General features: G+C 58.3%; 20 protein-coding genes. 10 read left to right on the top strand and 10 right to left on the bottom strand.

Annotated features, from left to right (window positions below; translation table 11 throughout):
- On the bottom strand, positions 1-2,163 hold the full coding sequence (locus tag JFT81_RS08560; protein ID WP_201226943.1) for a xanthine dehydrogenase family protein molybdopterin-binding subunit: 2,163 nt from the start codon (positions 2,161-2,163) through the stop codon (positions 1-3).
- Between the two features lie 22 nt (positions 2,164-2,185).
- Positions 2,186-2,641: a (2Fe-2S)-binding protein gene (locus JFT81_RS08565; RefSeq protein WP_003224136.1), complete on the bottom strand. Its 456-nt coding sequence runs from the start codon at positions 2,639-2,641 to the stop codon at positions 2,186-2,188.
- A 264-nt stretch (positions 2,642-2,905) separates the two neighbouring features.
- Between JFT81_RS08565 and JFT81_RS08570 the strand changes: the two genes are divergently transcribed.
- Entirely contained in the window at positions 2,906-3,736 is an 831-nt protein-coding gene (locus JFT81_RS08570) for an alpha/beta hydrolase (protein ID WP_201226944.1), read from the top strand.
- Positions 3,737-4,085: 349 nt separating this feature from the next.
- Here JFT81_RS08570 and JFT81_RS08575 read toward each other — a convergent pair whose 3' ends face one another.
- Together JFT81_RS08575 and JFT81_RS08580 are read right to left on the bottom strand one after the other, a co-directional pair.
- Complete coding sequence (locus tag JFT81_RS08575; protein WP_201226945.1) at positions 4,086-4,478, bottom strand: GFA family protein; 393 nt, start codon at positions 4,476-4,478, stop codon at positions 4,086-4,088.
- A gap of 25 nt (positions 4,479-4,503) precedes the next feature.
- The gene (locus JFT81_RS08580) at positions 4,504-4,926 is read right to left on the bottom strand and encodes a type II toxin-antitoxin system YafO family toxin (RefSeq protein ID WP_201202641.1); all 423 of its coding nucleotides are present in this window, start codon (positions 4,924-4,926) and stop codon (positions 4,504-4,506) included.
- A gap of 503 nt (positions 4,927-5,429) precedes the next feature.
- On the opposite strand from JFT81_RS08580, the gene JFT81_RS08585 reads away from it, so the two are divergent.
- Positions 5,430-6,098: a class I SAM-dependent methyltransferase gene (locus JFT81_RS08585; RefSeq protein ID WP_201226946.1), complete on the top strand. Its 669-nt coding sequence runs from the start codon at positions 5,430-5,432 to the stop codon at positions 6,096-6,098.
- A gap of 936 nt (positions 6,099-7,034) precedes the next feature.
- Here JFT81_RS08585 and JFT81_RS08590 read toward each other — a convergent pair.
- On the bottom strand, positions 7,035-7,286 hold the full coding sequence (locus tag JFT81_RS08590; protein ID WP_201202635.1) for a transmembrane sensor/regulator PpyR: 252 nt from the start codon (positions 7,284-7,286) through the stop codon (positions 7,035-7,037).
- Between the two features lie 289 nt (positions 7,287-7,575).
- On the opposite strand from JFT81_RS08590, the gene JFT81_RS08595 reads away from it, so the two are divergent.
- From JFT81_RS08595 to JFT81_RS08620, 6 genes are all read left to right on the top strand, one after another.
- Complete coding sequence (locus JFT81_RS08595) at positions 7,576-8,100, top strand: sigma-70 family RNA polymerase sigma factor (protein ID WP_201226947.1); 525 nt, start codon at positions 7,576-7,578, stop codon at positions 8,098-8,100.
- Positions 8,101-8,104: 4 nt separating this feature from the next.
- Complete coding sequence (locus JFT81_RS08600; RefSeq protein WP_201226948.1) at positions 8,105-9,067, top strand: FecR domain-containing protein; 963 nt, start codon at positions 8,105-8,107, stop codon at positions 9,065-9,067.
- A 90-nt stretch (positions 9,068-9,157) separates the two neighbouring features.
- Entirely contained in the window at positions 9,158-11,584 is a 2,427-nt protein-coding gene (locus JFT81_RS08605) for a TonB-dependent siderophore receptor (RefSeq protein ID WP_201226949.1), read from the top strand.
- A 282-nt stretch (positions 11,585-11,866) separates the two neighbouring features.
- On the top strand, positions 11,867-12,370 hold the full coding sequence (locus JFT81_RS08610) for a VOC family protein (RefSeq protein ID WP_201226950.1): 504 nt from the start codon (positions 11,867-11,869) through the stop codon (positions 12,368-12,370).
- Positions 12,371-12,405: 35 nt separating this feature from the next.
- Positions 12,406-13,239, top strand: coding sequence for an AraC family transcriptional regulator (locus JFT81_RS08615; RefSeq protein ID WP_201226951.1), 834 nt, complete (start codon positions 12,406-12,408; stop codon positions 13,237-13,239).
- Between the two features lie 262 nt (positions 13,240-13,501).
- Positions 13,502-17,188 carry a hypothetical protein gene (locus JFT81_RS08620; RefSeq protein WP_201226952.1) on the top strand — a complete coding sequence of 1,229 codons (3,687 nt, stop codon included), beginning with the start codon at positions 13,502-13,504 and terminating at the stop codon, positions 17,186-17,188.
- A 74-nt stretch (positions 17,189-17,262) separates the two neighbouring features.
- Here JFT81_RS08620 and JFT81_RS08625 read toward each other — a convergent pair whose 3' ends face one another.
- The 3 genes from JFT81_RS08625 to JFT81_RS08635 all read right to left on the bottom strand — a co-directional run bounded on the left by JFT81_RS08625 (position 17,263) and on the right by JFT81_RS08635 (position 20,871).
- Positions 17,263-17,850: a LysE family translocator gene (locus JFT81_RS08625; protein WP_201226953.1), complete on the bottom strand. Its 588-nt coding sequence runs from the start codon at positions 17,848-17,850 to the stop codon at positions 17,263-17,265.
- A gap of 172 nt (positions 17,851-18,022) precedes the next feature.
- Complete coding sequence (locus tag JFT81_RS08630) at positions 18,023-20,260, bottom strand: ATP-binding protein (protein ID WP_201226954.1); 2,238 nt, start codon at positions 20,258-20,260, stop codon at positions 18,023-18,025.
- The gene (locus tag JFT81_RS08635; protein WP_201227118.1) at positions 20,257-20,871 is read right to left on the bottom strand and encodes a biliverdin-producing heme oxygenase; all 615 of its coding nucleotides are present in this window, start codon (positions 20,869-20,871) and stop codon (positions 20,257-20,259) included. The genes JFT81_RS08630 and JFT81_RS08635 overlap by 4 nt, the downstream gene beginning before the upstream one ends.
- 274 nt (positions 20,872-21,145) lie before the next feature.
- Between JFT81_RS08635 and JFT81_RS08640 the strand changes: the two genes are divergently transcribed.
- Positions 21,146-21,766, top strand: coding sequence for a LysE family translocator (locus JFT81_RS08640; RefSeq protein ID WP_201202615.1), 621 nt, complete (start codon positions 21,146-21,148; stop codon positions 21,764-21,766).
- Here JFT81_RS08640 and JFT81_RS08645 read toward each other — a convergent pair.
- Both JFT81_RS08645 and JFT81_RS08650 read right to left on the bottom strand, forming a co-directional pair.
- On the bottom strand, positions 21,763-22,176 hold the full coding sequence (locus JFT81_RS08645; RefSeq protein WP_201202614.1) for a VOC family protein: 414 nt from the start codon (positions 22,174-22,176) through the stop codon (positions 21,763-21,765). The genes JFT81_RS08640 and JFT81_RS08645 overlap by 4 nt on opposite strands.
- A 39-nt stretch (positions 22,177-22,215) precedes the next feature.
- On the bottom strand, positions 22,216-23,316 hold the full coding sequence (locus JFT81_RS08650) for an IS110 family transposase (protein ID WP_347340485.1): 1,101 nt from the start codon (positions 23,314-23,316) through the stop codon (positions 22,216-22,218).
- A 267-nt stretch (positions 23,317-23,583) separates the two neighbouring features.
- Here JFT81_RS08650 and JFT81_RS08655 point away from each other — a divergent pair, with 267 nt between their 5' ends.
- Positions 23,584-24,666 (top strand): bifunctional transcriptional activator/DNA repair protein Ada, encoded by a 1,083-nt coding sequence (locus JFT81_RS08655; protein WP_201226955.1) that lies wholly within the window; start codon positions 23,584-23,586, stop codon positions 24,664-24,666.
- The last annotated feature ends 23 nt before the right edge of the window (positions 24,667-24,689 follow it).

Consider the following 24,689-nt stretch of genomic DNA (forward strand, 5'->3'; position numbering starts at 1 on the left):
TCACACTCCCGACAGTTGCAGCGGCAACTCACGCAGGCGCTGCCCGGTCAGCGCGAACACGGCGTTGGCCACCGCCGGAGCGGTCGGCGGCACACCGGCCTCGCCGATGCCGCCGGGCTTGTCGCTGCTCGGCACAATGTGCACCTCGACCACCGGCATCTCGTTGAGCCGCAGCACTTGATAATCGTGATAGTTGGACTGCGTGACCATGCCGTCCTTGAGCGTGAGCTTGCTGTGCAGCGCCATGCCCAGACCGAACGTAATACACGACTCCATCTGCGCGGCGATGCTCTGCGGATTGACCGCGATCCCGCAGTCCACCGCACACACCACCCGATGCACACGAATGGCCAGATTGTCCTGGGAGACTTCCGCGACCTGCGCCACATAGCTGCCGAACGATTCGTGCACCGCGACACCGAGGGCATGACCGTCCGGCAGCGGTGCTTTCCAATTGGCCTTCTCCACCGCCAGATTGAGCACACCCAAGTGCCGAGGATGGTCCTTGAGCAAGGTTCGTCGGTACTCGACGGGATCCGTGCCCGCCGCCGTGGCCATTTCATCGATCAGCGATTCCATGACAAAACCCGTGTGGCTGTGCCCTACAGAGCGCAGCCACAACACATTGACGCCGGTCTGCGGCGAATGCAGTTCGACTTGATGATTGGCCAGCCCCTTGACGTAAGGACTGTCGGCCACACCCTCGACCGACGTCGGGTCGATGCCGTTCTTGACCATCGTCGCTTCCATCAACGTGCCGGTCATGATCGATTGCCCGACGAGCACATGTTGCCAACTCAGCGGCATGCCCTGCGCATCCAGGCCGATACGCGCCAGATGCAGGAACATCGAACGGTAATAGCCGCCACGAATATCGTCCTCACGCGACCACACGGTTTTCACCGGCATGCCCGCAGCTTTCGCCACTTGCACCGCTTCGGCGACAAAATCCGAGGTCGGGTTGGCGCGGCGTCCAAATCCGCCACCGAGGAATTCAGTGTGAATGTCCACCTGTTCCGGCTTGAGCCCGGTGATCTTGCCGGCGACCATTTGATCGAGCGTCTGAAATTGCGTGCCGGTCCAGATCTCGCATTTCTCGGCGCTGATTTTCACTGTGCAATTGAGTGGCTCCATCGGCGCGTGGGCCAGATACGGCACGCTGTACTCGACGTCGATCTTCTTCGCCGCTTTACCAAAATTACCTTTGGCATCGCCGGCCTGACTGGCCGACGTGCCAGGTGTGGCGGCCAGTTTGCGAAAACTCTCAAGCATTTTTTCACTGCTAAGGTCGGCGTGCGGGCCTAGGTCCCAATCGACTTTCAGCGCATCGCGGCCCAGTTTCGCTGCCCAGTAATGCTCGGCGATCACCGCCACACCGGTCGGCACCTGCAGCACTTTATGCACGCCGGGCACCGCCAACGCTTCGGCGCCTTCGAATGATTTGACGCTGGCACCGAATACCGGCGCGCGGGCGACCATGGCCGTCATCAACCCTTCAAACTGCACATCCATGCCGAACCTGGCACGGCCGGTGATTTTCTCCGGGGTGTCGAGGCGCTTGGTCGGTTTGCCGATGACTTTCCAGTCCTTGGCCTCTTTGAACGTGATCGACTTGGGATCCGGCACCGGCAGCTGTCCGGCGGCATCCGCCAGTTCACCGTAAGTGGCGCGTTGATCGCCGGCAATGACCACGCCCGATTCGGTGCGGATGGCCGAGGGGGCCACCTCGAAGCGCTTCGCTGCCGCCTCGACCAGCATCTGCCGCGCCGTCGCGCCCGCCAGGCGATAGCGATCAAACTCCATCCAGGTCGACGTCGAGCCGCCGGTAATCTGCATGCCGCCAAACCCCGGCATGCCGTAATCCGCCGCTGATGCGGGCGAGTGTTCAACACGGATTTTCGACCAGTCAGCGTCCAGCTCCTCGGCAATCAACATGGTCAGGCCAGTCCATATGCCCTGCCCCATTTCGGAATGGCCGAGCAGCACGGTGACGCTGTTGTCCGCCGCTATGCGCAAAAAAGCATTCGGCGCAAAGACTTTGCCTTCGTTTTCGGCGGCATAGGCAAATTTATGTCCGCGAGGGACGACAAACGCCACCACCAACCCGCCGCCCAACACGGCACTGCCCTTGAGAAAACCCCGACGCGATACTGGACTGTTCATCAGCTATCTCCCACAGATTGAATCAGCCGATTTCGGATGCACGCTTTACCGCTGCGCGGATCCGCGGATAGGTGCCGCAGCGGCAGATGTTGCCGGAGAGCGCCTGATCGATATCGCTGTCGGTGGGTTTGGGGATTTTCGCCAGCAATGCAGCGGCAGACATGATCTGTCCCGACTGGCAGTAACCGCACTGCACCACGTCGAGTTCGGCCCAGGCTTGCTGCACCGGGTGCGAACCGTCGGTGGACAGGCCTTCGATGGTGAGGATTTTCTGGCCATGGGCTACGGCGGTCGCGGGCGTGATGCAGGCACGTAAAGGCGCGCCGTCAACGTGCACGGTGCAGGCGCCGCACTGGGCCATGCCACAACCAAATTTGGTACCGGTCAGGTGCGCGACATCGCGCAGAACCCAGAGCAACGGCATGTCCGCGGGGACATCGAGCTCCTGATCCTTGCCATTGATATTCAAGGTCAGCATCGGGGGATTTCCTCAGACTCACGGTGTTCTGAAGGGGCGTCGCTGTGGCTGCAAAAGCCTACGCGCGCCTCGGCTTATCCCTTTCAGCAAAGCCTAATTTGCGCCTGAAGCCAGACGGTGCGACCACCGGTCATGCAGATGTCGACTTTAATCCTACAGTTGATAACGGCTCTCACCGAGCCAGCGCAGTAGAACTCTCGTCAACAGCGACACCGGTCCGCGAACACCGCGCGGGTTATTCATTACTGATCTGGAGTAGCGAACATGGGATTTGTCACCACCAAAGATGGCGTCGAAATCTTCTACAAGGATTGGGGCCCGAAAGACGCGCCGGTGATCCACTTCCACCACGGCTGGCCGCTGAGTTCAGACGACTGGGACGCGCAGATGCTGTTCTTTCTGGGGCAAGGCTTTCGGGTGATTGCCCATGATCGACGTGGGCATGGGCGTTCGAGTCAGGTCTGGGATGGCCACGATATGGATCACTACGCCGATGATGCGCTGGCGGTGGTCAATCATCTCGGTGTGAAGAATGTCGTGCACGTCGGCCACTCGACCGGCGGCGGTGAAGTCATTCATTACATTGCCCGGCATGGCCAGGACAATGTGGCCAAAGGCGTGCTGATCAGCGCGGTGCCGCCGCTGATGGTGCAGACCGAGAGCAATCCGGGTGGGCTGCCAAAGTCTGTGTTCGACGAATTTCAGGCGAATTTGGCGGCGAATCGCGCACAGTTTTATCGGGATATTCCGACGGGGCCTTTTTATGGCTACAACCGGCCGGGGGCCACGCCTTCGGAGGGAATCATTGCCAACTGGTGGCGTCAGGGCATGATTGGCGGCGCAAAAGCCCATTACGACGGGATCGTGGCGTTTTCGCAGACAGATTTTACTGAGGATCTGAAGAAGGTCACCGTGCCGGTGTTGGTGATGCATGGCGAGGATGATCAGATTGTGCCGTACGCGAACTCGGGGCCGTTGTCGGCGAAGTTGCTGCCCAATGGCACGTTGAAATCGTATCCAGGGTTTCCGCACGGGATGCCGACAACGGAGGCGCCCACCATCAACGCTGATCTGCTGGCCTTCATTCGCGGGTGAAATGTACCGGCGCCTGACACTGACCTCTGTGGCAGCCAGCCTGCTGGCTCCCACACTAACTATGTGTCACACCAAAAAATCCTCACCCCACCTCAGTCCCTGTGGGAGCTGGCTTGCCAGCGGAGGCGGCGGCGCATTCAACATCATTGTTGCCTGACCTACCGCTATCGCTGGCAAGCCAGCTCCCACAGTGTTTTGTGCCAACCCCCAATTCTGTGATCCACACCATCCCTTGTAGGAGCCAGCCTGCTGGCGATGGCGGCGGGTCAGCCAAAGAAGGTGTTGGCTGAACTAGCCCAATCGCTAGCAGGCTAACGGTGATCCCACAAAGGTCGGCTGAGGGTTGCAATTATTCTTCGGTGCGCGCCGTGCTTTCGCGATCAAGTTCGTAGTGGCGGGCCAGCGGAAACGCCGGCAACCAAGCCTCACGGCGAATCGTCCAGAGTTCATAAGTGGGCTTGAACTGGTCCGGCTCATCCAGCGATCCAACGTTGACTTCAACTTCGTCTGCCGAGCGCGTAAACACCGGTGAACCACAGCGTGGGCAGAAAAATCGGCCGTTGTAGTCGCGGGTTTCGCCGCTGACCGTTAGTGCGCCCTCAGAGAATATGGCCGAGGTATGGAACAGCGCGCCGTGGCGTTTGCGGCAGTCGAGGCAGTGGCAGATGCCGACGCGGTAAGGTTGGCCGAGGACTTCGAAACGGACGTTGCCGCACAGGCAGCCGCCGGCGAGTGGATTCATGGTGCACCTCCTCCTGCTTGTCCTCTCATAACAGACTGTCCAGATCGGGAAAGGTAATCCTGCCCAGCGTCCAAGGCTCCACGATATCGCAATGCACAGTGCGTAAAAATGAACCCCACTCACTCCGGTTATGAGCATCCGGACCAGTGACTGTCAGTAAAAGATATTCATCCCGAAAAGCGTCATAGGCGTAGATCAGCCAAAAATCATTTTCAGCATCACCAACCAAGGCTGTGCGGTGATACTGACGACTGATTTTTCCCCATCGAGCCTGCAGTGTCTGAGTACTGGCAAGGTGGATATGGTGCATATCGGTCAGATCGAGTCGTTCGTCGCGCCCGAAAACCGCGGGTAGTTCGTCGCAGACCTTGTAGTTATAAAAGTGTGCAGCGAAATTTTGCCAGTTACTTAATTGTTCAAAAAGCGCAGAGACCTTGATAGCCGGCATTCAGGCCTACTTTGTAATAGGTAGCCTGCCAGTGATCACAAATTTATCGAACACTTTCTGCCCATCACGCGCGGCTTGCCGAACATCGAGGAATGTCAGTTCATCGCGAACTTCCTTTTTGTTTGGCTTGTCGGTCTTTCGAGTGGTGGCCATCGGAGCCTCCGAAGGGTATGTATTCATTCTGACCAGCTTAAGTGATTAAGTTTTGACCGGCAAACAATAGAACCTTGCTTCAAGCCCGGCAAGTCGGCAGATTCTGGCGGATTTGTAGGTCACGGCACCAAAATGTGTAGTCCATAAAGGTGCTTGAATCTGACGGCCTCGACAGGTCGAGTGATGGGTAAAGAGATAGATTTACTGACACAAGCAAAACCGGTAGCTCTAGCTGTCCGGCATTTCCTGCATTTAAACGTAAATAAATGCGCACGTTTAAATTACACAAATCGTTACGGCTGCAATCTTTTGATTCCATACTGCGGGTTTTCAAAAGTGCGGACCCTGCCATGCCCTCCCCAGAATCGAGCCTTTTACAAAGTTGGCACGACAATGCCGATGCCTGGATCGAAGTGATCCGCAGCGGCGGCATCGAAAGCCGTCAACAGGTGACCAATCAGGCGATTCTGCTGGCAATCATGGGGCGTCAGCCGGAACGTGTGCTTGATCTCGGGTGCGGCGAAGGCTGGTTGTTGCGGGCACTGGCGGACCTGGGGATGGCGGCGGTGGGCGTGGATGGTGATGCGACGCTGGTTGAAGCGGCGCGTTTGGCCGGTTCTCCAACAGTCCATGTCGCCGACTACGATGCGCTGATCGAAGCGAAGGTTGATATCGGCTGTGACTACGATTTGATCTGCGCGAATTTCTCGCTGCTGCATCAGGACATTATTCCTCTGCTGGCCGCGATAAATTTGCTGCTGGTTCCCGGTGGTGCGCTGGTGATTCAGACATTGCATCCGTGGGCAGCAGCGGCAGGCGATTACCAGGACGGCTGGCGCGAAGAATCTTTCTCCGGGTTCAAAGGCCAGTGGCAACCGATGCCATGGTATTTCCGCACGTTGTCGAGCTGGTTCAATGCATTGGACATGGCCGGCTTCCGTCTGGTCAGCATGCAGGAACCACAACACCCACAAAGCCCAATGCCGCAATCATTGCTGCTGGTGGCAGAACGACGCTGAATCCCCAGAATCACCACCAAACGTTGTAGGAGCACAGCTTGCTCGCGAAAGCGGTGTGTCAGGCAACAACCCTGCAAGCTGTGCCGACGTCATCGCGAGCAAGCTCGGCTCCTACAAGGGATTTGGGTTGACCACAGATTCCGGCAACACCACCAAGCGTTGTAGGAGCTGAGCTTGCTCGCGAAGGCGGTGTGTCAGGTAACAACCCTGCAAGCTGTGCCGACGCCATCGCGAGCAAGCTCGGCTCCTACAAGGGATTTGGGTTGACCACAGATTCCGGCAACACCACCAAGCGTTGTAGGAGCTGAGCTTGCTCGCGAAAGCGGTGCGTCAGGCAACAATCCTGCAGGCTGTGCCGACGCCATCGCGAGCAAGCTCGGCTCCTACAAGGGAATTGGGTTGACCACAGATTCTGGCAACACCACCAAGCGTTGTAGGAGCTGAGCTTGCTCGCGAAAGCGGTGCGTCAGGCAACAACCCTGCAAGCTGTGTCGAGGCCATCGCGAGCAAGCTCGGCTCCTACAAGGGATTTGGGTTGACCTTGGATTTTGGATATACCACCGGACATTGTAGGAACTGAGCTTGCTCGCGAAGGCGGAGTGTCAGGCAACAACCCTGCAAGCTGTGCCGACGCCATCGCGAGCAAGCTCGGCTCCTACAAGGGATTTGGGTTGACCTTGGATTTTGGATATACCACCGGACATTGTGGGAGCTGAGCTTGCTCGCGAAGGCGGTGTGTCAGGTAACAACCCTGCAAGCTGTGCCGACGCCATCGCGAGCAAGCTCGGCTCCTACAAGGGATTTGGGTTGACCTTGGATTTTGGATATACCACCGGACATTGTAGGAGCTGAGCTTGCTCGTGAAGGCGGTGTGTCAGGTAACAACTATCCAAGCTGCGCCGACGATTTCGCGAGCAAGCTTTGCTCCTACAAGGGTCAGGCGGTTTGTGGGATCAGGCGTGGGCCGCGCAGGCGGTATTGCGCCAGCAGGCGCATGACGTAGCCGATTTTGAGCAGGGTCGGGCCGAGGATGGTCAGCGCATGCATGGCCACCAACAGGGCAATCGGCATGTGGCCGTTGTAGAAGTAGGCGCCGTAGATGCCGGACAGCAGCATGACCAGGCCAGCGACGAGGATTTTATTCGACAGGTGCAGAACGTTCAGTGGGCTTTCGAAGACAGTGAACATGGTTGCGTACTCCTGAGCGGTTCGATGGATACGCTAACCAGTTCAAATCCCGTGCCAGATTTTTAGTCCAATAAAATCAAATACCTGAGCCAACACGAGTCAATTTGACACGGCAAATAAAAAGTCAAAATGACTCACCACAAGGTCATTACGACTACATCTCACAAAAAATCCAGACCCCGCGGCCTAAAAGCAAACCAATATCATTTGCACACTATCTGCCCTTTTGATTTAATCGCGACCCATTCTTATTTAGACCGGTAAAAGGTCGCTCTGGACGCTTGCTCTGATGACGGTTGCCTACACCTCACTTGTGCAGAATCTCTACCTCAGCCACCACCGCTGGCTGCACGAGCTATTGCGTCGGCGCCTGAGCAATGCGATGGATGCCGCCGACCTCGCCCACGACACCTTCATCCGCGTGCTCAAACGCCCGCAATCGTTCAATGGCGAAGTCCATGAACGCTCGTATCTGGCGACCATCGCCCGGGGTTTGTGTGTCGATCACTGGCGCCGTCGGCAACTGGAACAGACCTGGCTGGACACCCTCGCCAACCGCCCACCAGCCTTGCAGCCCTCGCCCGAACAGCAAGCGATCATCATCGAAACCCTGCACGAAGTGGACGCCATGCTCCAGCGTCTGCCACAGCGGGTCAGCGAAGCGTTCATCCTCGCTCAGTTGCACGGCATGCCTTACCGGTTAATCGCGGAACAGATCGGCGTCAGCGAACGGATGATCAAAAAATACCTCGCCCAAGCGATGATGCATTGCGCGATTCTTGAGGCCGAACTCGACGGCCTGCTGATTGAGTAACGCCATGAACAAACTCAGCCACGCCAGCCTTGAGCAGGCGGCGCACTGGTACGTGCAATTGCACGACGCGCCGGTCGCCGATCAGGAACACCTGCGCTGGCAAGCATGGCTGGCCCAGAGCCCAGAGCATCAGGCGGCCTGGAGCTACGTCGAACGCGTCGGCCAGCGGTTCGCGCCGCTGCAAGGCGACGGCGAAACTCACGCCATCAGCCACGCCTTGCGTACCAGCAGCCGCTCCTCGATCAGTCGTCGACAGTCACTCAAGGGCTTGCTGATTGTTGCGGCGACCGGGCTCACCGGTCTGGCCGCATGGCGCAGCACACCGCTAATCGAGCGGCTCAGTGCCGACCTGTCGACCGGCACTGGCGAAACCCGCGAAACGACACTCAGCGATGGCAGCCGGATCTGGCTCAACGCGTTGAGCACGCTGAATGTGCGTTTCGACACAACGCGTCGTTTGTTGCTGCTTCGTGCTGGCGAAGTGCTGATCGACACCGCCAAGGATCCACACAGGACTTTCCTGGTGGACACTGAACAGGGCCGGATGCGCGCATTGGGCACGCGCTTCAGCGTCCGCCAGAACGACCGCAACACCCTGCTCAATGTGTATGAAGGCGCGGTCGAGGTACGCAACCAGCAAGGTCAGACGCAAGTGGTTCAGGCTGGCCAGCAATTGGCGTTCGGCATGGCTCGATTGGGCACAGTCACCGCGGCCAGCCCGTCACGCGAGGCCTGGCGCCAGGGCCTGCTGCTGGCGGATAACCTGCCGCTGGGCGAACTGATCGAAGAACTCAGCCGTTATCGCCCAGGGCATCTGCATTGCGATCCGGCCGTGGCCAATTTGCCGGTGATGGGTTCGTTCCCCCTCAAGGACACCGATCAAGCCTTGCGCCTGCTGGAAGCGGCATTGCCGATCCGCGTCGACAAGACTTTCAACTGGTGGGTCAGCGTCGGGCCGAAAGCCTGAGGTTTTTTTTACCTGGCGGTTCCCTTTGGGCGCGTTCATTCGGTTAACCCTGAGCAACCCCCACTTCGTTGATCGCCACCGGAAAACTGCATGTTGCGCTCCACTCTAGTTCGCCCCCGTTTTGCTCTGGCCTTGGCATTTGCCGTGTCGGGACTGTGCGCCTCGATTGCGCAAGCAGAGGCGCAGAAACAGCATTATTCGGTCGCTGCGGGCTCACTGGTTTCAGCGCTCAACCGTTTCGCCGAACAAAGCGGCGTGTTCATCGCCGGTCACAACGATCTTGCCGCAGACAAGCACAGCCCCGGACTGAACGGCGATTACACCGCGCAACAAGCCCTGCAAATTCTGCTCAAGGGCAGCGGCTTGCAAGCTCAGCCGCAAACCGGTGGCGGCTATGTCCTGCGGACCAAGGCCTCTGAAGAACCGCTGCAACTGGACGCCACCACCATCAACAGCAAAACCCTCGGAGCCCTCACCGAAGACACCCATGCCTACACCACCGGGCAAATTTCGTCGGCCACTGGCCTGCCGCTGTCCCTGCGCGAAACCCCGCAATCGGTCACCGTGATCACTCGTCAGCAACTCGACGATCAAGGCGCGACTGGCATCGCCGATGTGCTACGCCGCGCGCCGGGCATCAGCGTGCAGAACTACGACAGCGAGCGCTGGGAGTTTTCCAGCCGTGGCGCGCCGATCACCAATTTCCAGTACGACGGGGTCAATACCGACTACGACGGCGTCTACGATTACGGCACCACCAGCACCGACATGGCGACGTTCGACCGGGTCGAAATCATCAAAGGTGCAACAGGCCTGATGACCGGTTCAGGCGATCCTTCTGCCACGGTCAACCTGATCCGTAAACGCCCTACTCCTGCGTTCAAAGCTTCGCTGAGCGGCAGCGTCGGTTCTTGGGACAACTACCGCAGTGAGGCCGACGTCTCCGGCCCGTTAACCGCGAGCGGCAACCTGCGCGCGCGCTTCGTTGGCGTCCATCAGGAACGCAGCGCCCACGCCGATCATTACCAGAACAGCAAGGACATCGCCTACGCCATCGTCGAAGCCGACCTGAGCCCGGAGACCCTGCTGACCCTTGGTTTTGATCAGCAGAATACTCGTTCGCGCGGCGCCAGCTGGACCGGGTTCCCGATGTTCTACAGCGACGGCGCGCGGACGAACTTCTCCCGCTCGTTCAACCCGGCCACTGATTGGAGCCGCAGGGATTTCAGCAACCAGACGCTGTTCGCCGCCGTCACCCGGCACCTGCAGAACGACTGGACGCTGAAGCTCAGCTACGACCGCAAACACCGCGAGCACGACACCCTGCTCGGCTCCGCGAGTGGCGGCAACCCGGATCCTGTGACCGGCGACGGCATGTTCCTGTACATGGGCAAATTCAAGGGCGACGAAGTGCAGGACAATGTCGATCTCAACCTCGGCGGGCCGTTCAGCCTGTTCGGTCGCGAACATCAGTTGATCGTCGGTTTCATGTTGATGAACACCCGCCAGGACAACCCGGTGTACGGCTCGGTTTATCCGGCGCTGGATGACAGCATTTTTGACTGGCACGGTGAGTTCGCCAAACCCGACATCCCGCAGGTCGGCACCGACGCCATCCGTCAGCGCCAGACCGGCGCGTACCTCTCGACCCGCTTCAAGGCCAGCGACGATCTGGCGTTGATACTCGGCGCACGTGTCAGCGATTTCAGCGCCAGCGACCACCTCGACTATCGCGATCCAGACACCGTCAACGTCCGCGACGGCTACCGCCAGACCGGTGTAGTCACGCCATACGCGGGCGCGGTCTACGACCTCGACGACACGTACTCGCTGTACACCAGTTACACACACATCTATCAGCCACAACTGAGCAAGGACGCCTCGCGCCAAGTACTCGATCCGGTGCAAGGCGACAGCTATGAAGCGGGGATAAAAGCCGAATACTTCGGCGGTCGGCTCAACGCCAGTTTTGCCGTGTTCCGCATCGAACAGGACAACGTCGCCGAACAAGTCAGCGGCTTTGACAACGCGGCGGTGTACCGCGCCGTTCAGGGGGCAACGACCAAAGGCTTTGAGTTCGAACTGGCCGGTGAAGTCGCTGAAGGCTGGAATCTCTCCGCCGGCTACGCCTACAACCACACGCGCGATGCTCGTGGTGATCCGGTGTACGCCTCAATCCTGCAGACCACTGCGCCTGAGCAGTTGGTGCGGCTGTTCAGCAGCTATCGCCTGCCCGGCGCTTGGCAGAATCTGACATTGGGCGGCGGCGTCAGTTGGCAAAGTGAATTTTTCGGCAACGTGTTCCAGCCCGCCGCGGGCCAGAACGTGCGCATCACTCAGGACAGTTATTACTTGGTCGACGCAATGGCGCGTTACCGCTTCAACGACCACCTGAGCACCACGCTCAACGCGAAAAACCTCTTCGACAAGCCCTACTACACCGGCCTCGGCAACTTCGGCACCGGGTTCTATGGCGAACCGCGCAGCCTGCAATTGACCACGCGTTGGGATTTCTGAGGTTGCCGCCGATTTACGGTTGCTTCAGGTACTGCACTGGAAACCTTGTTCATAGCAACTGACAGCTCAACGGCGCGGCGCTGGCCGAGGCCGTGGCGAACAGGCAGGCGAACAAGTGAACGTGGGGCAACCGTGATGCGCAGCGTGCTTGCGGCAAAATCGGGGCGGCAAGTCTATTGGCAATCGAATGTGCGCGCACTTGTCGATCTACGGCGCTGCCAGTCGACCAAGGACTGTCTACGCTGATAGTCCAGCGTGTCTAACCTGCCGAGGATGACTGCCATGCAACGCTTTCAGAAACTCACGCCCTGCCTGTGGTTCGACGATCAGGCCGAAGCGGCGGCGAAGTTCTACTGCTCGATCTTCGATCACGCAAAAATCACCGGCCTGACCCACTACAGCAAGGTCGGCCAGGAGTTTCACGGCAAGCCGGAAGGTGCGGTGATGACCGTCAGTTTCGAACTCGACGGCCAGACGTTTACCGGGCTCAACGGTGGGCCGATGCTCGAGTTCAACGAGGCGATCTCGTTTCAGATCAATTGCCAGAACCAGGAAGAAGTCGACCACTTCTGGGGCAATCTTTCTGCCGGTGGCCCGGTCGAGGCGCAGCAATGCGGTTGGCTCAAGGACAAATTCGGCGTGTCGTGGCAGATCGTGCCAACAGCGTTCATGCAGATGATGCTGGATGCCGACACCAGCAAGTCGCAGCGGGCGATGCAGGCGATGTTCCAGATGAAAAAACCAGACATTGCCGAACTGGAACGGGCCTTTGCCGGCCAGAGCTAATACACTCGGGCCCTGGCCTGCCGGGAATAACAACAATGAAGCACACCACCGCCAAAAACCCTGAAACAGCCCCGCGTTTCTGGCGCGACGACGCCCTGCCCTTCATCGAAGCCCGAGCCATCGCCGATGGCCGCGAAGTCTGTTATGCCCGGCACTCACATGCGCACTTCTCGATCGGTGCGATCACTTCCGGGCGCAGTACTTACGTCCACGAGCAGGCGCAATTCGAGGTCGCGGCGGGCACGGTGGTGCTGATGAATCCCGGTGATGTGCACGCCTGTAATCCGATTGATGACCAGCCGTGGTCATACGTGATGTTGTACGTCGAGACGCCCTGGCTGACGGATTTGCAGCATCAATCCGGGTTTACCGAGGATGTGCAGTTTCGGCGGTTTTCAGCCACGCATTTGCAGGACGTCGGGCTTTTTCGCGAACTGATCGCGCTTTATGACGTTCTGGTTGACGATCAACAGGATGTGCTGCGTAAACAGAGCACGGCGGTGGAGTTTTTCAGCGATCTGCAACTGCGCCTCAACCCGGGCGATCAGCCGTTGCGCGAGCCGAACTTCAAGCTCGAACGCGCCGCCGATTACATTCGTGAACATTGCACCGATCTGCTCAGCCTCGACGACATCTGCACTGCGGCGCAACTGTCACCGTCGTATCTGATCCGCGCCTTCAAACAGCATTACGGCATGACCCCGCATGCCTTTCTGGTTAACCAGCGCATCCAGTTCGCCCGCGAACGCCTGCGCCATGGGCAGTTGATTGCCGACGTGGCGCTGGCGGCCGGCTTCGCCGATCAGGCGCACTTTCAGCGTGCGTTCAAACAACATCTGGCGGCAACCCCGGGGCAATATCGGGGTTAAACCAACTCATTCCATAAGCCATATTAAATTCAACTTGTTTCACTAAAAGCAATTCAATAAGCCGCCTATTCTTCCCTGCCCACACTCACTTCCCACTCGCGCGCGCAATAGAAACAATTGCAATCAACAAGTGCCGTGACTTTAACCAACTCGATTAATACCCTGCCCGCACAAGCACACCAATGGCGCGAAAGCCCTCGATAAATATCACCTGACATTCGCGCAATGTCTGCCAAACTAATCAGAATATGGAGATTCATAGATGCAGCAGCCTTATGCTCATTTTTCGACGCATGAAGATAAACTTCAAAAACAATCTGTCAGCAAAGCCCTGTCAAACTTTCTGAAAGATGAGTTTGTAAGAAATACAATCGAATGGGCAAGGGATCGCCTGTCGGTAACCCGCACTCCTGGCTCAAGTTTCGATCAATTGCACCGACCGGCGGCGCTGCTGTTGATCAACATGATCAAGCACCCGGCGTTCCTGGAGATTCGCCGAGCCCAATCCATCGCGCTTAATGTCGTCTTTCAGGTTGATGAACAGGCACGTATGTTCTACACCCACGAGAATGTCAGCGCACAGCCCGGCGTGGCTGATCCGCAGAGCTGGAACGCTACCGGTTTTTTTACTCGGACCGAGATCACTGAGGCGGTCGTCAATGTTGCAGGCTTTAGTGAAGATCTGAAACTATTGGCAAACAGTGCCAAATCGACAGGTGGACTGATCAGTTCGGGTCAGTCGATCACCGTGGACCAATGGTTGAGGTTCAACAAATTGCCACTTCCGGTTTCGGAAGAAACCAGCAATGAACTGATCGACTTACTTAACTTCTCCACACTGCCAGAGCCTCCCCGTTATGCAAACTACTGGCAGTTGCTCAATGCCCCAGAAGAGTCGCCCTTCCAACTGAATAAAGAAAACCGAGCGATCATCCGCCAGATAAACGAACGGGCCACCGCTAATGAAATACCTCTGATCGAGGAATATGGCGCTTCTCTTGTGATTGAAAGTGGCTCACCCGATGGTTTGTCGGACAGCCCGGGGTATCGGTTGAAGCGGCTGATCGACGATATGTTCAGGACGTCTGAACAGGCCCACGAATACATCGAGGCTCTTGACTGGTTTAAAGAAACGACCGACGCGCCAGCTTCGCCCGAGTTTGTCGAACAGCTGATCATTGCCGCGATCCTGCTTGACCTTGATGCCGACGCAGATATCACCGCCACCTCGTTCGCAGGCTACGATCTATATTCATCGCGCCATATGCTCAATGCTCCGGCTACGGTGCGCCGCGAACTGGAAGAGCACCTGATCAACCAACGCGGGCTGAACAAGGTGATTGCACCGCTGGTGGCAGAGTTGGTGCTGGGCGGGATGGCCCCGGAATACCTGGTGACCGATGCCCCGGCCCAACTGAAAATCGCCACCCCTGGCTGGGTCATTTTCAGCCAGGCGGTGCATTTTGCCGAAGCCATTTCGCCGGGTGTTTCGCGGGCTATGACTTATGAGCATCTGCTGGGTTTTGCACAGTTATCGAAGCTGACGCCGGAACTTGAAGCTGTTTATGCGCAGATCGCCGTTGACCCGATCATGACCTGGGCCTTGATGAACAAACTTGTCACGCGGGAAGCGGACGGCAGCCTGAGTGAAGACACCGCTCAAAAAGCATCTGCCGAATACCAGCGTTACGTTGATCAGATATTGCAGGCCTCCTCTCAACTTCGCCGCAAACTGCCCCATCGCAAGCCTCTGGCCCTGGAGGAAATGCGTAAGGAAGTTCCCGGCTGCGACCCTGACGAATTGCTGGTCAAGCACCGTGGCACAGGCGGCGGTAACGGCAGAAAGGTGTCGGTAGTTGATCTGTACATGGGCGACGAGCTGAATAGCGAAGACTGGAATCGAATCAAGGGTCGCAGTATTTATGAATCTTTCCCTAACCTGCTGAGACTGTATCCCGCCAACGATTTATACGAAGAGGCCATCAACAGTTTCTCCATGCGCATGCAGGCGGCGATGGAGTGCAATATCAATGTTGCATTTTCTCAACTGCGCCCTCGCGACCGTGGCTTTATTGAAAACGCTCATTTGGCTATTTATTGCGTTCAGCAGTCTACCTGGACGGACTTCGCAAGACTGCCTATATTCGGAGGCATTACACCCGAGCGCTCGGCGATTCCCGGCGATACCGGACGATTCGGCATTATCATCTGTGCGGTGATCCACTCGGAAATTCGCTGCTATGAATTGTTCCCGCTCAAGTCGCAATGCCGGTTCAACGAGAAACTGACGAGCGCATTCACCGGCCTGGTCAAACCCGATGGATTGGACAAGCCGACAGACTTCACCAGCCGAGAAAAATTTGACCGTCTGCCGATAGACGTCAAGGCCTACCTCAGCAACAGCGAGCCTCGCGACACACATTCCAAGGCATTCATACGCAAAGTCGGGGAGTTCCAAGAGTCCTGGCAAGACACTGACGGCGCAAGCACGCCGAACCGCTTCTTCCGTTCCAGCCGCAAGCAAGCCATCAGCACCCTGATTGCGAAGGAAATACCTGCGTTCACGGTGGCCGAACTCTGGCAAATGGGTTTTGACCAGACTCAGCGAGAAAAAGCCATTGCAACCACCGAGACCATTTTCAACACCCTGCTCAACGTGATTATCCCTTTCAAGGAATGTGTCGAAGAACTGTCCTCCGGCGACAGTTCCAGGCAGATCAAAGCCATCAGTGGCTGTGTCATGGACGTGGTCGGTGTCGCTGCCGTTGTTGCCGCCGTGCCGTTGAAAATCGCCGGTACAGCGGTCAAGGCTACGACCACCGCCGCCCGCCTGCTTAACGGCTCCAAAGTGATCGCGGTGACGATTCTGAACCTGTTCAATCCGCTGGATGGATTGCCGAAACTGTTGCAGGGCGGTGGCAGGCTGATTGGGCGCAGCCTGAAAAAGCTCGGTACACATGCCTCGGCTATCCCGCATGCCACACGCGAGCAACTGCGCCTTTTGACCGGCGCTTACAGCTATGACCTGGTCAAAGCGATCGACCACACTGGCTCTGCTTCACGGATTCGCATGTCGCTCGATACCGTGGCGCATGCCCGCGCACTGTTCAAGGACGACAGCATCGAGACCCTTCAGCATGTTCTCACGCGTTTGAGTGACAAGAGCAGTGCCTTGCCCAAAGGGATGAGCTCAATTGAACTCGACCATTTGTTCGAAAATGCCGTGCGAGAGGCGTCTCTGCATTACCCGTCGTTTACAAAGCTGCAATCACTGATCGGCGCAGACGCGGCGGAGAGTATGTTGCGCTCTTACATGCAGTCTTTAGGTTTTCGTCATGGCGACAATTTCTATACGGCGAAGGACTACGCTGAAACCCTCGACGATGTTGCGCGGATTGAGATTAAAAAAGCCACGTACATGACCGACTACCAGCAGAACGTGCTGAAAACTGATCTCGACAAAGCCCCTTACACTGATGTCATGCCCGAAGCGGCGTTCAATTTCCAGGGTCACACTGAACATTCAAAGAGAGCCGCCGCGTGGATGCTCAATGGCTCATCCTCGAAAGGAAACGATTTCGACAACATCCTCGCCGTGTTGCGCGAATACACGGGCAACAGCAAGTCACTGACTGATCCGGCCGTCATCACCGAAGTACACCGACGCCTGGTTCCTTCGGCCAGTGGGGTGATTCGCGACGCCGGCTCGGATGGCAAGTACGGCAGCAGCGTCACCGGTTTCTCGCTGCTTGGACAGCATCTGAAAACACTCGACACCACCCACCAACACTTTGACAAACACTTGCTTGCAGCGATCGTGGGTTTTCAGGGATTTGGCGACGGTAACGGCCGTACGGCGAGTGCGATGTATGCAATCAGCCAACTGCGTAACAACAATTTCACGCCTATGACGCCGCAGGCATTTCGCGTGTTGAACGGAATATTTTGAGGTTGATCTTGTGAGGAGATGAAAGCGCTTCGTGCCGCCAGAGGTCGCGGCACGAAGCGTCAGGGCAATGCTTTCTAGGTCGCCAACAAGTACGCCGCACACACCGCCAGCAAAAACGCCATGCTGCGATTGAACAAACGCATCCCCGCCGCGTTGCTCAAATACCCACGCAAAAACGTCCCGGCATACACCCAACAGCCGACCGACACATAGCAAATCACCAGATACACCGCCGCAAACTGCCAGACCAGCCGCGCCTCGCCATCCGCCACAAACGCGCCCATTCCCGCCACACAGGCCAGCCAGGCTTTGGGGTTGAGCCACTGCATCACCGCGCCATAAAGCATCGACGGCGCCCGTGCGCAATCCCTGGCGTTCAATTGGCCGTTATCGGTAGCCAGTTTCCAGGCCATGAACAGCAGAAACGCCACCCCAGCCAGTTGCACCACCCGCGTCATGAACGGCCAGAGCTGCAGAACCTCATGCAGGCCGAGGCCCATCAACACCAACAACAGCACAAACCCCAATGTCGCTCCGGCGACATGCCGCTGGCTGGCCCGAAAACCGAACTGCGCCCCCGAACTCAACGCCACGATATTCACCGGCCCCGGCGTGATCGACGCCGCCAACGCAAACGCCGCCATCGAAACAATCAGACTCATCGCACACCCGCTTCAACCCAAGGAACAAGGTGCCCACAGTAACGAGCACCCCGCCTACGGTATTGAACAAAACACCCCTATGCAGGAGCTGCCGCAGGGCTGCGATCTTTTGCTCTTGTCTCTGAAAAACAACATCAAAAGATCGCAGCCTGCGGCAGCTCCTACAGGGGGGTCAGTCGAGGCGTGGCACGGTGAAGCGGAACTCGCTGCCGCGCCCCGGCTCGCTCTCGGCAACGATCCGCCCGCCGTGGGCTTCGACGATGCCTTGGGTGATGTACAAACCGAGGCCGGTGCCGTTCGGGTTGCCTTCTTTTACTGTCCAGTAACGGTCGAATACGTGCGGCAGATTTTCCTTGGGAATGCCTTCGCCGCTGTCTCGCACGGTGAAGACGATTTCATCGCCAACCGAATGGGCATGCACGCCCACCGTGCCAAGGCGCGGGGTGAACTTGATCGCGTTACCGACCAGATTCGACAGCACCTGAAACAACCGCTCCGGGTCGGCGTGAATACGCAGGTCAGGATCGGCCTCGAAGGAAATACTGATGTCCTTGTCCAGCGCCAGCGGCGTGAGCAATGTCTGCGCCTCTTCGAACATCTGCCCGACATCGAGTTTCTGCGGGGTGATGACGTAGCGCCCGGCATCGATTTTCGAGGTGTCGAGCAGATCTTCCAGCAGCGTGTTCATGCGCCCGGCGGCTTGTTGCATGGTGTCGATAGCCGTGGAGATACGCCGCGAGGTGTGCGGGCCATCAGAACTGAAAGCCTTCTGCATCATGCCGCAGAGCATCGAGATGACGGTCATCGGGTTGCGCAGGTCATGCGAGACCACCGCCACCAGTTCATCACGGGCGCGCACCGCTTCCTGCTCGCGACGCACCTGCCGAGCCAGGTCATTTTCCAGTGCCGAGCGGCGCAGATCGTTGGCGGCGAACAGGTCGCCGTGGCTCCACTTGGTGGAAATCCCGGCCATCTCGACCTTCCAGATTTCGAACGAGGTGCGCGGGCGCAGACGCAGGCCGGCGTCGGAGTTTTCCAGGTCCAGTGGCTTGCGTGGATCGCCGCTCCAATTGATGTTTTCTTTGACCTCGGGGCGGAACCACAGCACGCCGTTGTCCACCGGTTTCGGCAGGCTCATGGCAAGCACGCCACTGGCCACTTGCTGATAGTGCTCGGCGGGCGGATAGACGCTGGCCAGGTGATGACTGGCGAAAACCGGCTCGCCGCTGTCCTGCAGCCATTTGTGCAGGGCGCGGATTTGCGCGGGCTCCGGGCAGTTACCGTAACGGTGCAACTGATTGTCTTCGATGATCGCGATGCCGCCAGCATTGGTCAGCGCCATGAGCACTTGCGGCTGGTTGGCCAGGCCATCGAAAACATTCTGCGGCGAGTCGATCATCGCTTGATTGAGCAAGGCCAGCGCCTCGACTTTTTCTTCACGCTGGCGGCTGATTTCCAGCGCTTCCATCGCGCTGATCTGCAGCGACAGCACCTGGCCGATGGTCTGGCACGCCGCACGCAATTCATGCGGAACGTGCAGCGGCTGACGGTTGCCGCAGCTGATCAGACCCCAGAGTTTGTCGCCCTTGAGCAAGGAAATGCTCATCGACGACAGCACACCCATGTTCTTCATGTACTGGCAATGGATCGGCGACACGCTGCGCAGAGTGGCGAAACTCAAGTCCAGCGGCGTTTGCGTATCGGGCCGCAGCTTCGGCACCAGCGGCACCGGTTGATAGTCGGCGTTGGGGATGATCCGCAGCCAATTGGTGCGGTACAGCTCGCGGGCCTGCTCGGGGATGTCGGACGCCGGGAAAAACAGGCCGTTGAACACCTCCATCGACGGGTCGGACGCTTCGGCGATCACCTGGCCGTGCCCTTCCTCCTCGAAACGGTAGATCAGCACCCGGTCGTAACCGGTCATCGCCTGGATTTCCTTGACGCTGATGTCGTACAAGGCCTGTAACGTAGTGGCCGCTTGCAGGCGCTGGAGCATCCGCCCCAAATGAGTCTGATTGCCGGCCACGTTGCGCGGCTGAAAGTTATCGACGTGGATTTCCAGTTCCAGAATCAGCACACCCTGATGCCGGTGCAGCAAGCCTTCGAACGCCGAGCCATTGAGCCTGAAGAGCAGCGGCGGCGTGTCAGACAATGCCGGTTGCAGCAAGGCTTCGCGCACTTGCGCGGCTTCGGCGGCACCGATCAGTTGCTCCAGTGGCTGCCCGATCAGGCTCTCCGGCTCGCGACCCAGCAGGGTTTCAACGTTGGCGCTGACCTGAATGATCGTCAGCGCAGGCTCGCTCAGGGTCAGCAGCAAACCGTGGGGCTGAATTGCGCCGGGGAAACGAATCGGCTCGTCGGCACAGTTGGCCAGCAGTTCTTCAAAGGCTTCTTTGTCTTGCGGAGTCATGCCAGTACCTCCCGGCTTTCGAGCCAACGCTCGAAACAGCTGAATGTGGTTTGTGCGGCCGCAACCACGGCCTCGCGCTCGCCCGCATCCATCGGTCGAGTGCCCAGATATTCAATGAAATCGCGCCAGCGACGTCCCGTGGCGGCGCCATAGATATCGAGAAAAGCAGCGCCGTTTTCGGCTTCCAGGCCCAACCGGCTGGCGATTTCCCGGCGCAGGATTTGCCCGCCGAGTGTCGCCCCCTCAAGTACGTAGAGGACACCCAGGCAGGTGGCGGCAGATTCGATGACAGGCAAATGATCGCACTGCGGCAGGCTGCCCAGCGCCTCGGCGGTCAAGCCCAATGCTTGCAGGTCGGCGCGCAAGGTTGGCGCCTTGAGACGAGGCGTCAGATCAAAGTCGGGAGGAATTGAGCTGCTATTGATCAGCGCGTTTTCCAACGGTAGATAGAAGCCGTAATACGCTTGCATCAGACGCACGAAAGCGGGTGTATCGAGCGTATCGGAGAAAAACGGAAGGCGTTTTTCCAGTGCGATGTGCAGCTCAGCAGTGCCGGCTCGCAGATCTTGCAGCACCGGTGGCACATAAACTTCACGGGCCTTTGCTTGCATGTATGTCGCTCTTGGTGGGGCCGCCTGCGGCCATACGGGGTATTTGAAACAGGGGGAAATGTTACACGGCAATCGCCGTTTCTGACCGGACAGATAACTTTTTCTGACGAAAGCATCGCCCTCTGACTGTCTCAGAGTTGCGCCATTAACGAAAAGTTCGACCGCGTTGTCCAGCATGGCCGGGCGCTGTACCGCGACAGCTCGGCCTGACTGTATGGGTCTGGAGACGCGTGGGCTGTGATAAAAATGTCTTCATCGTTTCTGGAGCGCCGTTATGGATCTCGCCACTCTCACCCTGTTTCTCCCGGCCTGCTTCGCCCTGAACATGGCCCCCGGCCCGAATAATCTGCTGTCGGTCAGCAACGCGACCCGGTACGGTTTTCGCCGCGCCTGCACGGCCGGCATCGGACGCATTCTGGCGTTTGCCGGGATGATCGCGCTGGCCGGCGCGGGTCTGTCGGTGGTGTTACAGACGTCGGAATGGCTGTTCCACGCGATCAAGATCATCGGCGCAGCGTATCTGTTGTATCTGGCATGGCAGCTGTGGCGGGCCAATCCTGAGGCCGAGCAACAGGTAACCGGGGCTGCGGTGGGGTTCTTCGCTTTGGCGCGCCAGGAATTTCTGGTCGCGGCCGGTAACCCGAAAGCCATCCTCCTGTTTACCGCGTTCCTGCCGCAGTTCGTCGATCCGGCCCGCCCGGTGCCGGCACAATTCGCGGTACTGGGTGTGCTGTTCCTGCTGCTGGAATGGATCGCCATCAGCGCTTATGCCTGGATGGGCCTGCACATGCGCCGCTGGTTCGCCGAGCCGCGCGGCAAGCGGATTTTCAATCGTTGCTGCGCGGGACTGTTGTCGGCGGCAGCTTCGGTGCTGTTGATGGCCAAGCGTGCTTAAGCCTCGGATGGCCCCTTGAGTTCAACCTGGTTACCGTCCGGATCCAAGCAGTACAGCGACAAGCCGTTACCCTCGGCGCCGAAGCGGGTGGCGGCTTTTTCCACGTGCAGACCGAAGGAGTGCAAATGTGCGCTCAGCGCTTCTTCATCGAACGGCTCGATGCGCAGGCAGAAATGATCGACATTACGCCGCTCGGCCCCGGCCGCCCCGCCGCCCTTGCGGCCGAGTTCACCTTGCAGGTCGACCAGATCGATCAACGACGTACCCGCGCGCAGGTGGATCAACCCCAACGGCTCGTTGCGCTTGACCACTTCAGCGCCGAATACCTGGCCGTAGAATTCGATGCTGCGCTGCAGGTCTTTCACGCGCAGGACGATGTGATCAATATGTCGAATCGAAAACGGATGCATCAGACACACCTCAACAAACTGTAGATACCGTCTTGCCCCTCATCGGGCAAGTGCAAATTTCGGGTCAAATGGTTGGCCCGATTTTAGAACGGCGTAAACGAAATGCAGCAGCTTGCGCATCGCTGCACAGATGATCTGCTTGGGAGCCTTGCCGTTGGCCTTCAGGCGATCCTTCATGGCGATTATCGCTTCGTTGTGCTTCAGCGCCACCAAGCCTGGCATGTACAGACCAGCCCGAACCCGTGCCGAGCCGATCTTCGAAATCACAGTTCGCCCCTTGAGCACCCCTGAGTCCTGAAGCTTTGGGTTCAACCCAGCGGCAGCGACCAGTTTGCGAGGATCGTCATATTTGCGCAGGTCGCCCAGTTCGGCCAGCAGCCGTTCAAGCGTTTTCTGTCCGATGCCGTCGATGGTGACGATCAAGTCACGCATCTGGCGCATGTCCGGGTCATCGTCGATGTGTTTTTTGATCGCCTTGTGCGTTTCAGCGATCTCTTTTTCGATGTGGCGCAGCACAGAGTTGATCGATTCTTTGACCTTCTCGTCGGACACATCCAGTCGATTGAGCTCCATTCGCTCCATCTCCTGAAGGTCGTCCAACCGCCGCACCATCGCCTTTAGCTGGCGATACTTCAACGGCTCCGGCGCCCACAGTTGAAGCTTCTCAGCCTTTTCCCGAGCAAAGTCAGCGATCAGTTTGGCGTCGCTTTTGTCGGTTTTGATCCGGCGTAACTCGCTGCCGGCGTAAGCGCTGGTCGTGGACGGATTTACAACACAGACCCGGTAGCCCCTGTTGTAAACAAACTCGGCAAGTTCCAGGTGATACACGCTGGTGGCTTCCATCACGATCAGGGACGAAGGCTCGACCTGCTTGTTCAGCCAAGCTTCAAACTCTTTGAAACCCTTCGGGTCGTTGGCCAGTTTGGCTTTGGTTTTGTGTTTACCGTTTGGCAGGTGAGTGGCGATATCAAAGGTGTTTTTAGCGATATCGACGCCGACGAAATTGGACATGACTGTCTCTCCATTGATCCGTTTTCGATCATCACTGCACTCTGTCCAACCTTGCGAATGCGGGCTCTCGCCAAAGACGGGCCCAGATACCGTTCGAACTATATGAGTGAGTGTGGAGGGCAGGAGCACGATCTACATCACAGGCAAAAAGCCTAAGGAGCTGCACGGCTTCCAAGTCCCTCCCTCGATGATCAGTCGAGAACTATCGCTCCTGACGGAGCGATAGTCGAGATACAAGGAGCTGCCGCAGGCTGCGATCTTTTGATCCTGTTCTTTTAAAATCAAAGCCAAAAGATCGCAGCCTGCGGTAGCTCCTACACGGTAGTTCAGGGGGATCGGAAATTCATTGTCGATTTTTCGGTGGAGCCATCGAGAATCTGGTTTTAACCTCATGCCATGAACATACAAACCGCTGTCCTGCCGCCCCACGCCGAAATGGTTCGCGCCATGCTCGAACGCGACACTGCCTATGAAGGCGTGTTCTTCACGGCCGTGAAAACCACCGGGATCTTCTGCCGCCCCAGTTGCACCGCGCGTAAGCCGAAACCCGAGAATGTCGAGTTCTTCGCGCAGGCCGATGAGTGCCTGTCGGCCGGTTATCGTGCCTGCCTGCGCTGCAAACCGCTGGACGCCGCCGCTATTGCGCCGGATTGGGTGCAGCGCCTGCTCAAAGCCGTGGACGCCGACCCGGAAGTGCGTTGGAGCGATGCGCAATTGCTCGCCGAAGGCATCGAGCCGCTGAAACTGCGGCGCTGGTTCAAACAGCATTTCGGCATGACCTTCCACGCCTGGCTGCGTACCCGGCGGCTGGGCATGGCGCTGGGCGGGATCAAGCAAGGCACGTCGATTGATCATGCGGCGTTCGATTCCGGTTATGAATCGCTCAGCGGTTTTCGCGATGCATTCCAGAAGTCGTTCCACATCACTCCGGGCCGCGCCGAACAGAGCGAGCCGCTGCTGTTCACCCGGCTGACCACGCCGCTGGGGCCGATGATCGCCATGGCTGAACGCCGAGGGTTGGTGTTGCTGGAGTTTCTTGATCGGCCGGCGCTGACCCGTGAAGTCGAGGCGCTACAGAACCGTTACGGCTATGCGGTCGCGCCGGGGCATAACGCGCATTTGCAGGCGATCGAACAGCAATTGGCGGCGTACTTCTCCGGCCAGCTGAGCGAGTTCACGGTGCCGCTGCATTTGCCCGGCAGTGAGTTTGCCCGGCAAGTCTGGTCGGCATTGCGGCAAATCCCCTATGGGCACACCAGCACCTACGGCGCGATTGCGGCAGGTTTGGGCAAGCCCGGCGCCAGTCGTGCGGTCGGGCTGGCCAACGGGCACAATCGGCTGTCGATCGTGGTGCCTTGTCATCGGGTGATCGGCGCGGACGGCTCGCTGACCGGTTATGGTGGCGGACAACCGCGCAAGGCGTTTCTGCTGAGACTGGAAAACGCTGCGGTGCAGCTCACGCAGCAACGGCTTTTCTGAGGTATTTGTTCCATCAACCTGAA

Origin of the sequence: Pseudomonas sp. TH43 (assembly GCF_016650635.1) — a bacterium.
GTDB lineage: Bacteria > Pseudomonadota > Gammaproteobacteria > Pseudomonadales > Pseudomonadaceae > Aquipseudomonas.

Bases quoted from the DNA above. Each gene is read 5' to 3' on its own strand.
- JFT81_RS08560 (WP_201226943.1), bottom strand. From the start codon at position 2,163: ATGAACAGTCCAGTATCGCGTCGGGGTTTTCTCAAGGGCAGTGCCGTG.
- JFT81_RS08565 (WP_003224136.1), bottom strand. From the start codon at position 2,641: ATGCTGACCTTGAATATCAATGGCAAGGATCAGGAGCTCGATGTCCCC.
- JFT81_RS08570 (WP_201226944.1), top strand. From the start codon at position 2,906: ATGGGATTTGTCACCACCAAAGATGGCGTCGAAATCTTCTACAAGGAT.
- JFT81_RS08575 (WP_201226945.1), bottom strand. From the start codon at position 4,478: ATGAATCCACTCGCCGGCGGCTGCCTGTGCGGCAACGTCCGTTTCGAA.
- JFT81_RS08580 (WP_201202641.1), bottom strand. From the start codon at position 4,926: ATGCCGGCTATCAAGGTCTCTGCGCTTTTTGAACAATTAAGTAACTGG.
- JFT81_RS08585 (WP_201226946.1), top strand. From the start codon at position 5,430: ATGCCCTCCCCAGAATCGAGCCTTTTACAAAGTTGGCACGACAATGCC.
- JFT81_RS08590 (WP_201202635.1), bottom strand. From the start codon at position 7,286: ATGTTCACTGTCTTCGAAAGCCCACTGAACGTTCTGCACCTGTCGAAT.
- JFT81_RS08595 (WP_201226947.1), top strand. From the start codon at position 7,576: ATGACGGTTGCCTACACCTCACTTGTGCAGAATCTCTACCTCAGCCAC.
- JFT81_RS08600 (WP_201226948.1), top strand. From the start codon at position 8,105: ATGAACAAACTCAGCCACGCCAGCCTTGAGCAGGCGGCGCACTGGTAC.
- JFT81_RS08605 (WP_201226949.1), top strand. From the start codon at position 9,158: ATGTTGCGCTCCACTCTAGTTCGCCCCCGTTTTGCTCTGGCCTTGGCA.
- JFT81_RS08610 (WP_201226950.1), top strand. From the start codon at position 11,867: ATGCAACGCTTTCAGAAACTCACGCCCTGCCTGTGGTTCGACGATCAG.
- JFT81_RS08615 (WP_201226951.1), top strand. From the start codon at position 12,406: ATGAAGCACACCACCGCCAAAAACCCTGAAACAGCCCCGCGTTTCTGG.
- JFT81_RS08620 (WP_201226952.1), top strand. From the start codon at position 13,502: ATGCAGCAGCCTTATGCTCATTTTTCGACGCATGAAGATAAACTTCAA.
- JFT81_RS08625 (WP_201226953.1), bottom strand. From the start codon at position 17,850: ATGAGTCTGATTGTTTCGATGGCGGCGTTTGCGTTGGCGGCGTCGATC.
- JFT81_RS08630 (WP_201226954.1), bottom strand. From the start codon at position 20,260: ATGACTCCGCAAGACAAAGAAGCCTTTGAAGAACTGCTGGCCAACTGT.
- JFT81_RS08635 (WP_201227118.1), bottom strand. From the start codon at position 20,871: ATGCAAGCAAAGGCCCGTGAAGTTTATGTGCCACCGGTGCTGCAAGAT.
- JFT81_RS08640 (WP_201202615.1), top strand. From the start codon at position 21,146: ATGGATCTCGCCACTCTCACCCTGTTTCTCCCGGCCTGCTTCGCCCTG.
- JFT81_RS08645 (WP_201202614.1), bottom strand. From the start codon at position 22,176: ATGCATCCGTTTTCGATTCGACATATTGATCACATCGTCCTGCGCGTG.
- JFT81_RS08655 (WP_201226955.1), top strand. From the start codon at position 23,584: ATGAACATACAAACCGCTGTCCTGCCGCCCCACGCCGAAATGGTTCGC.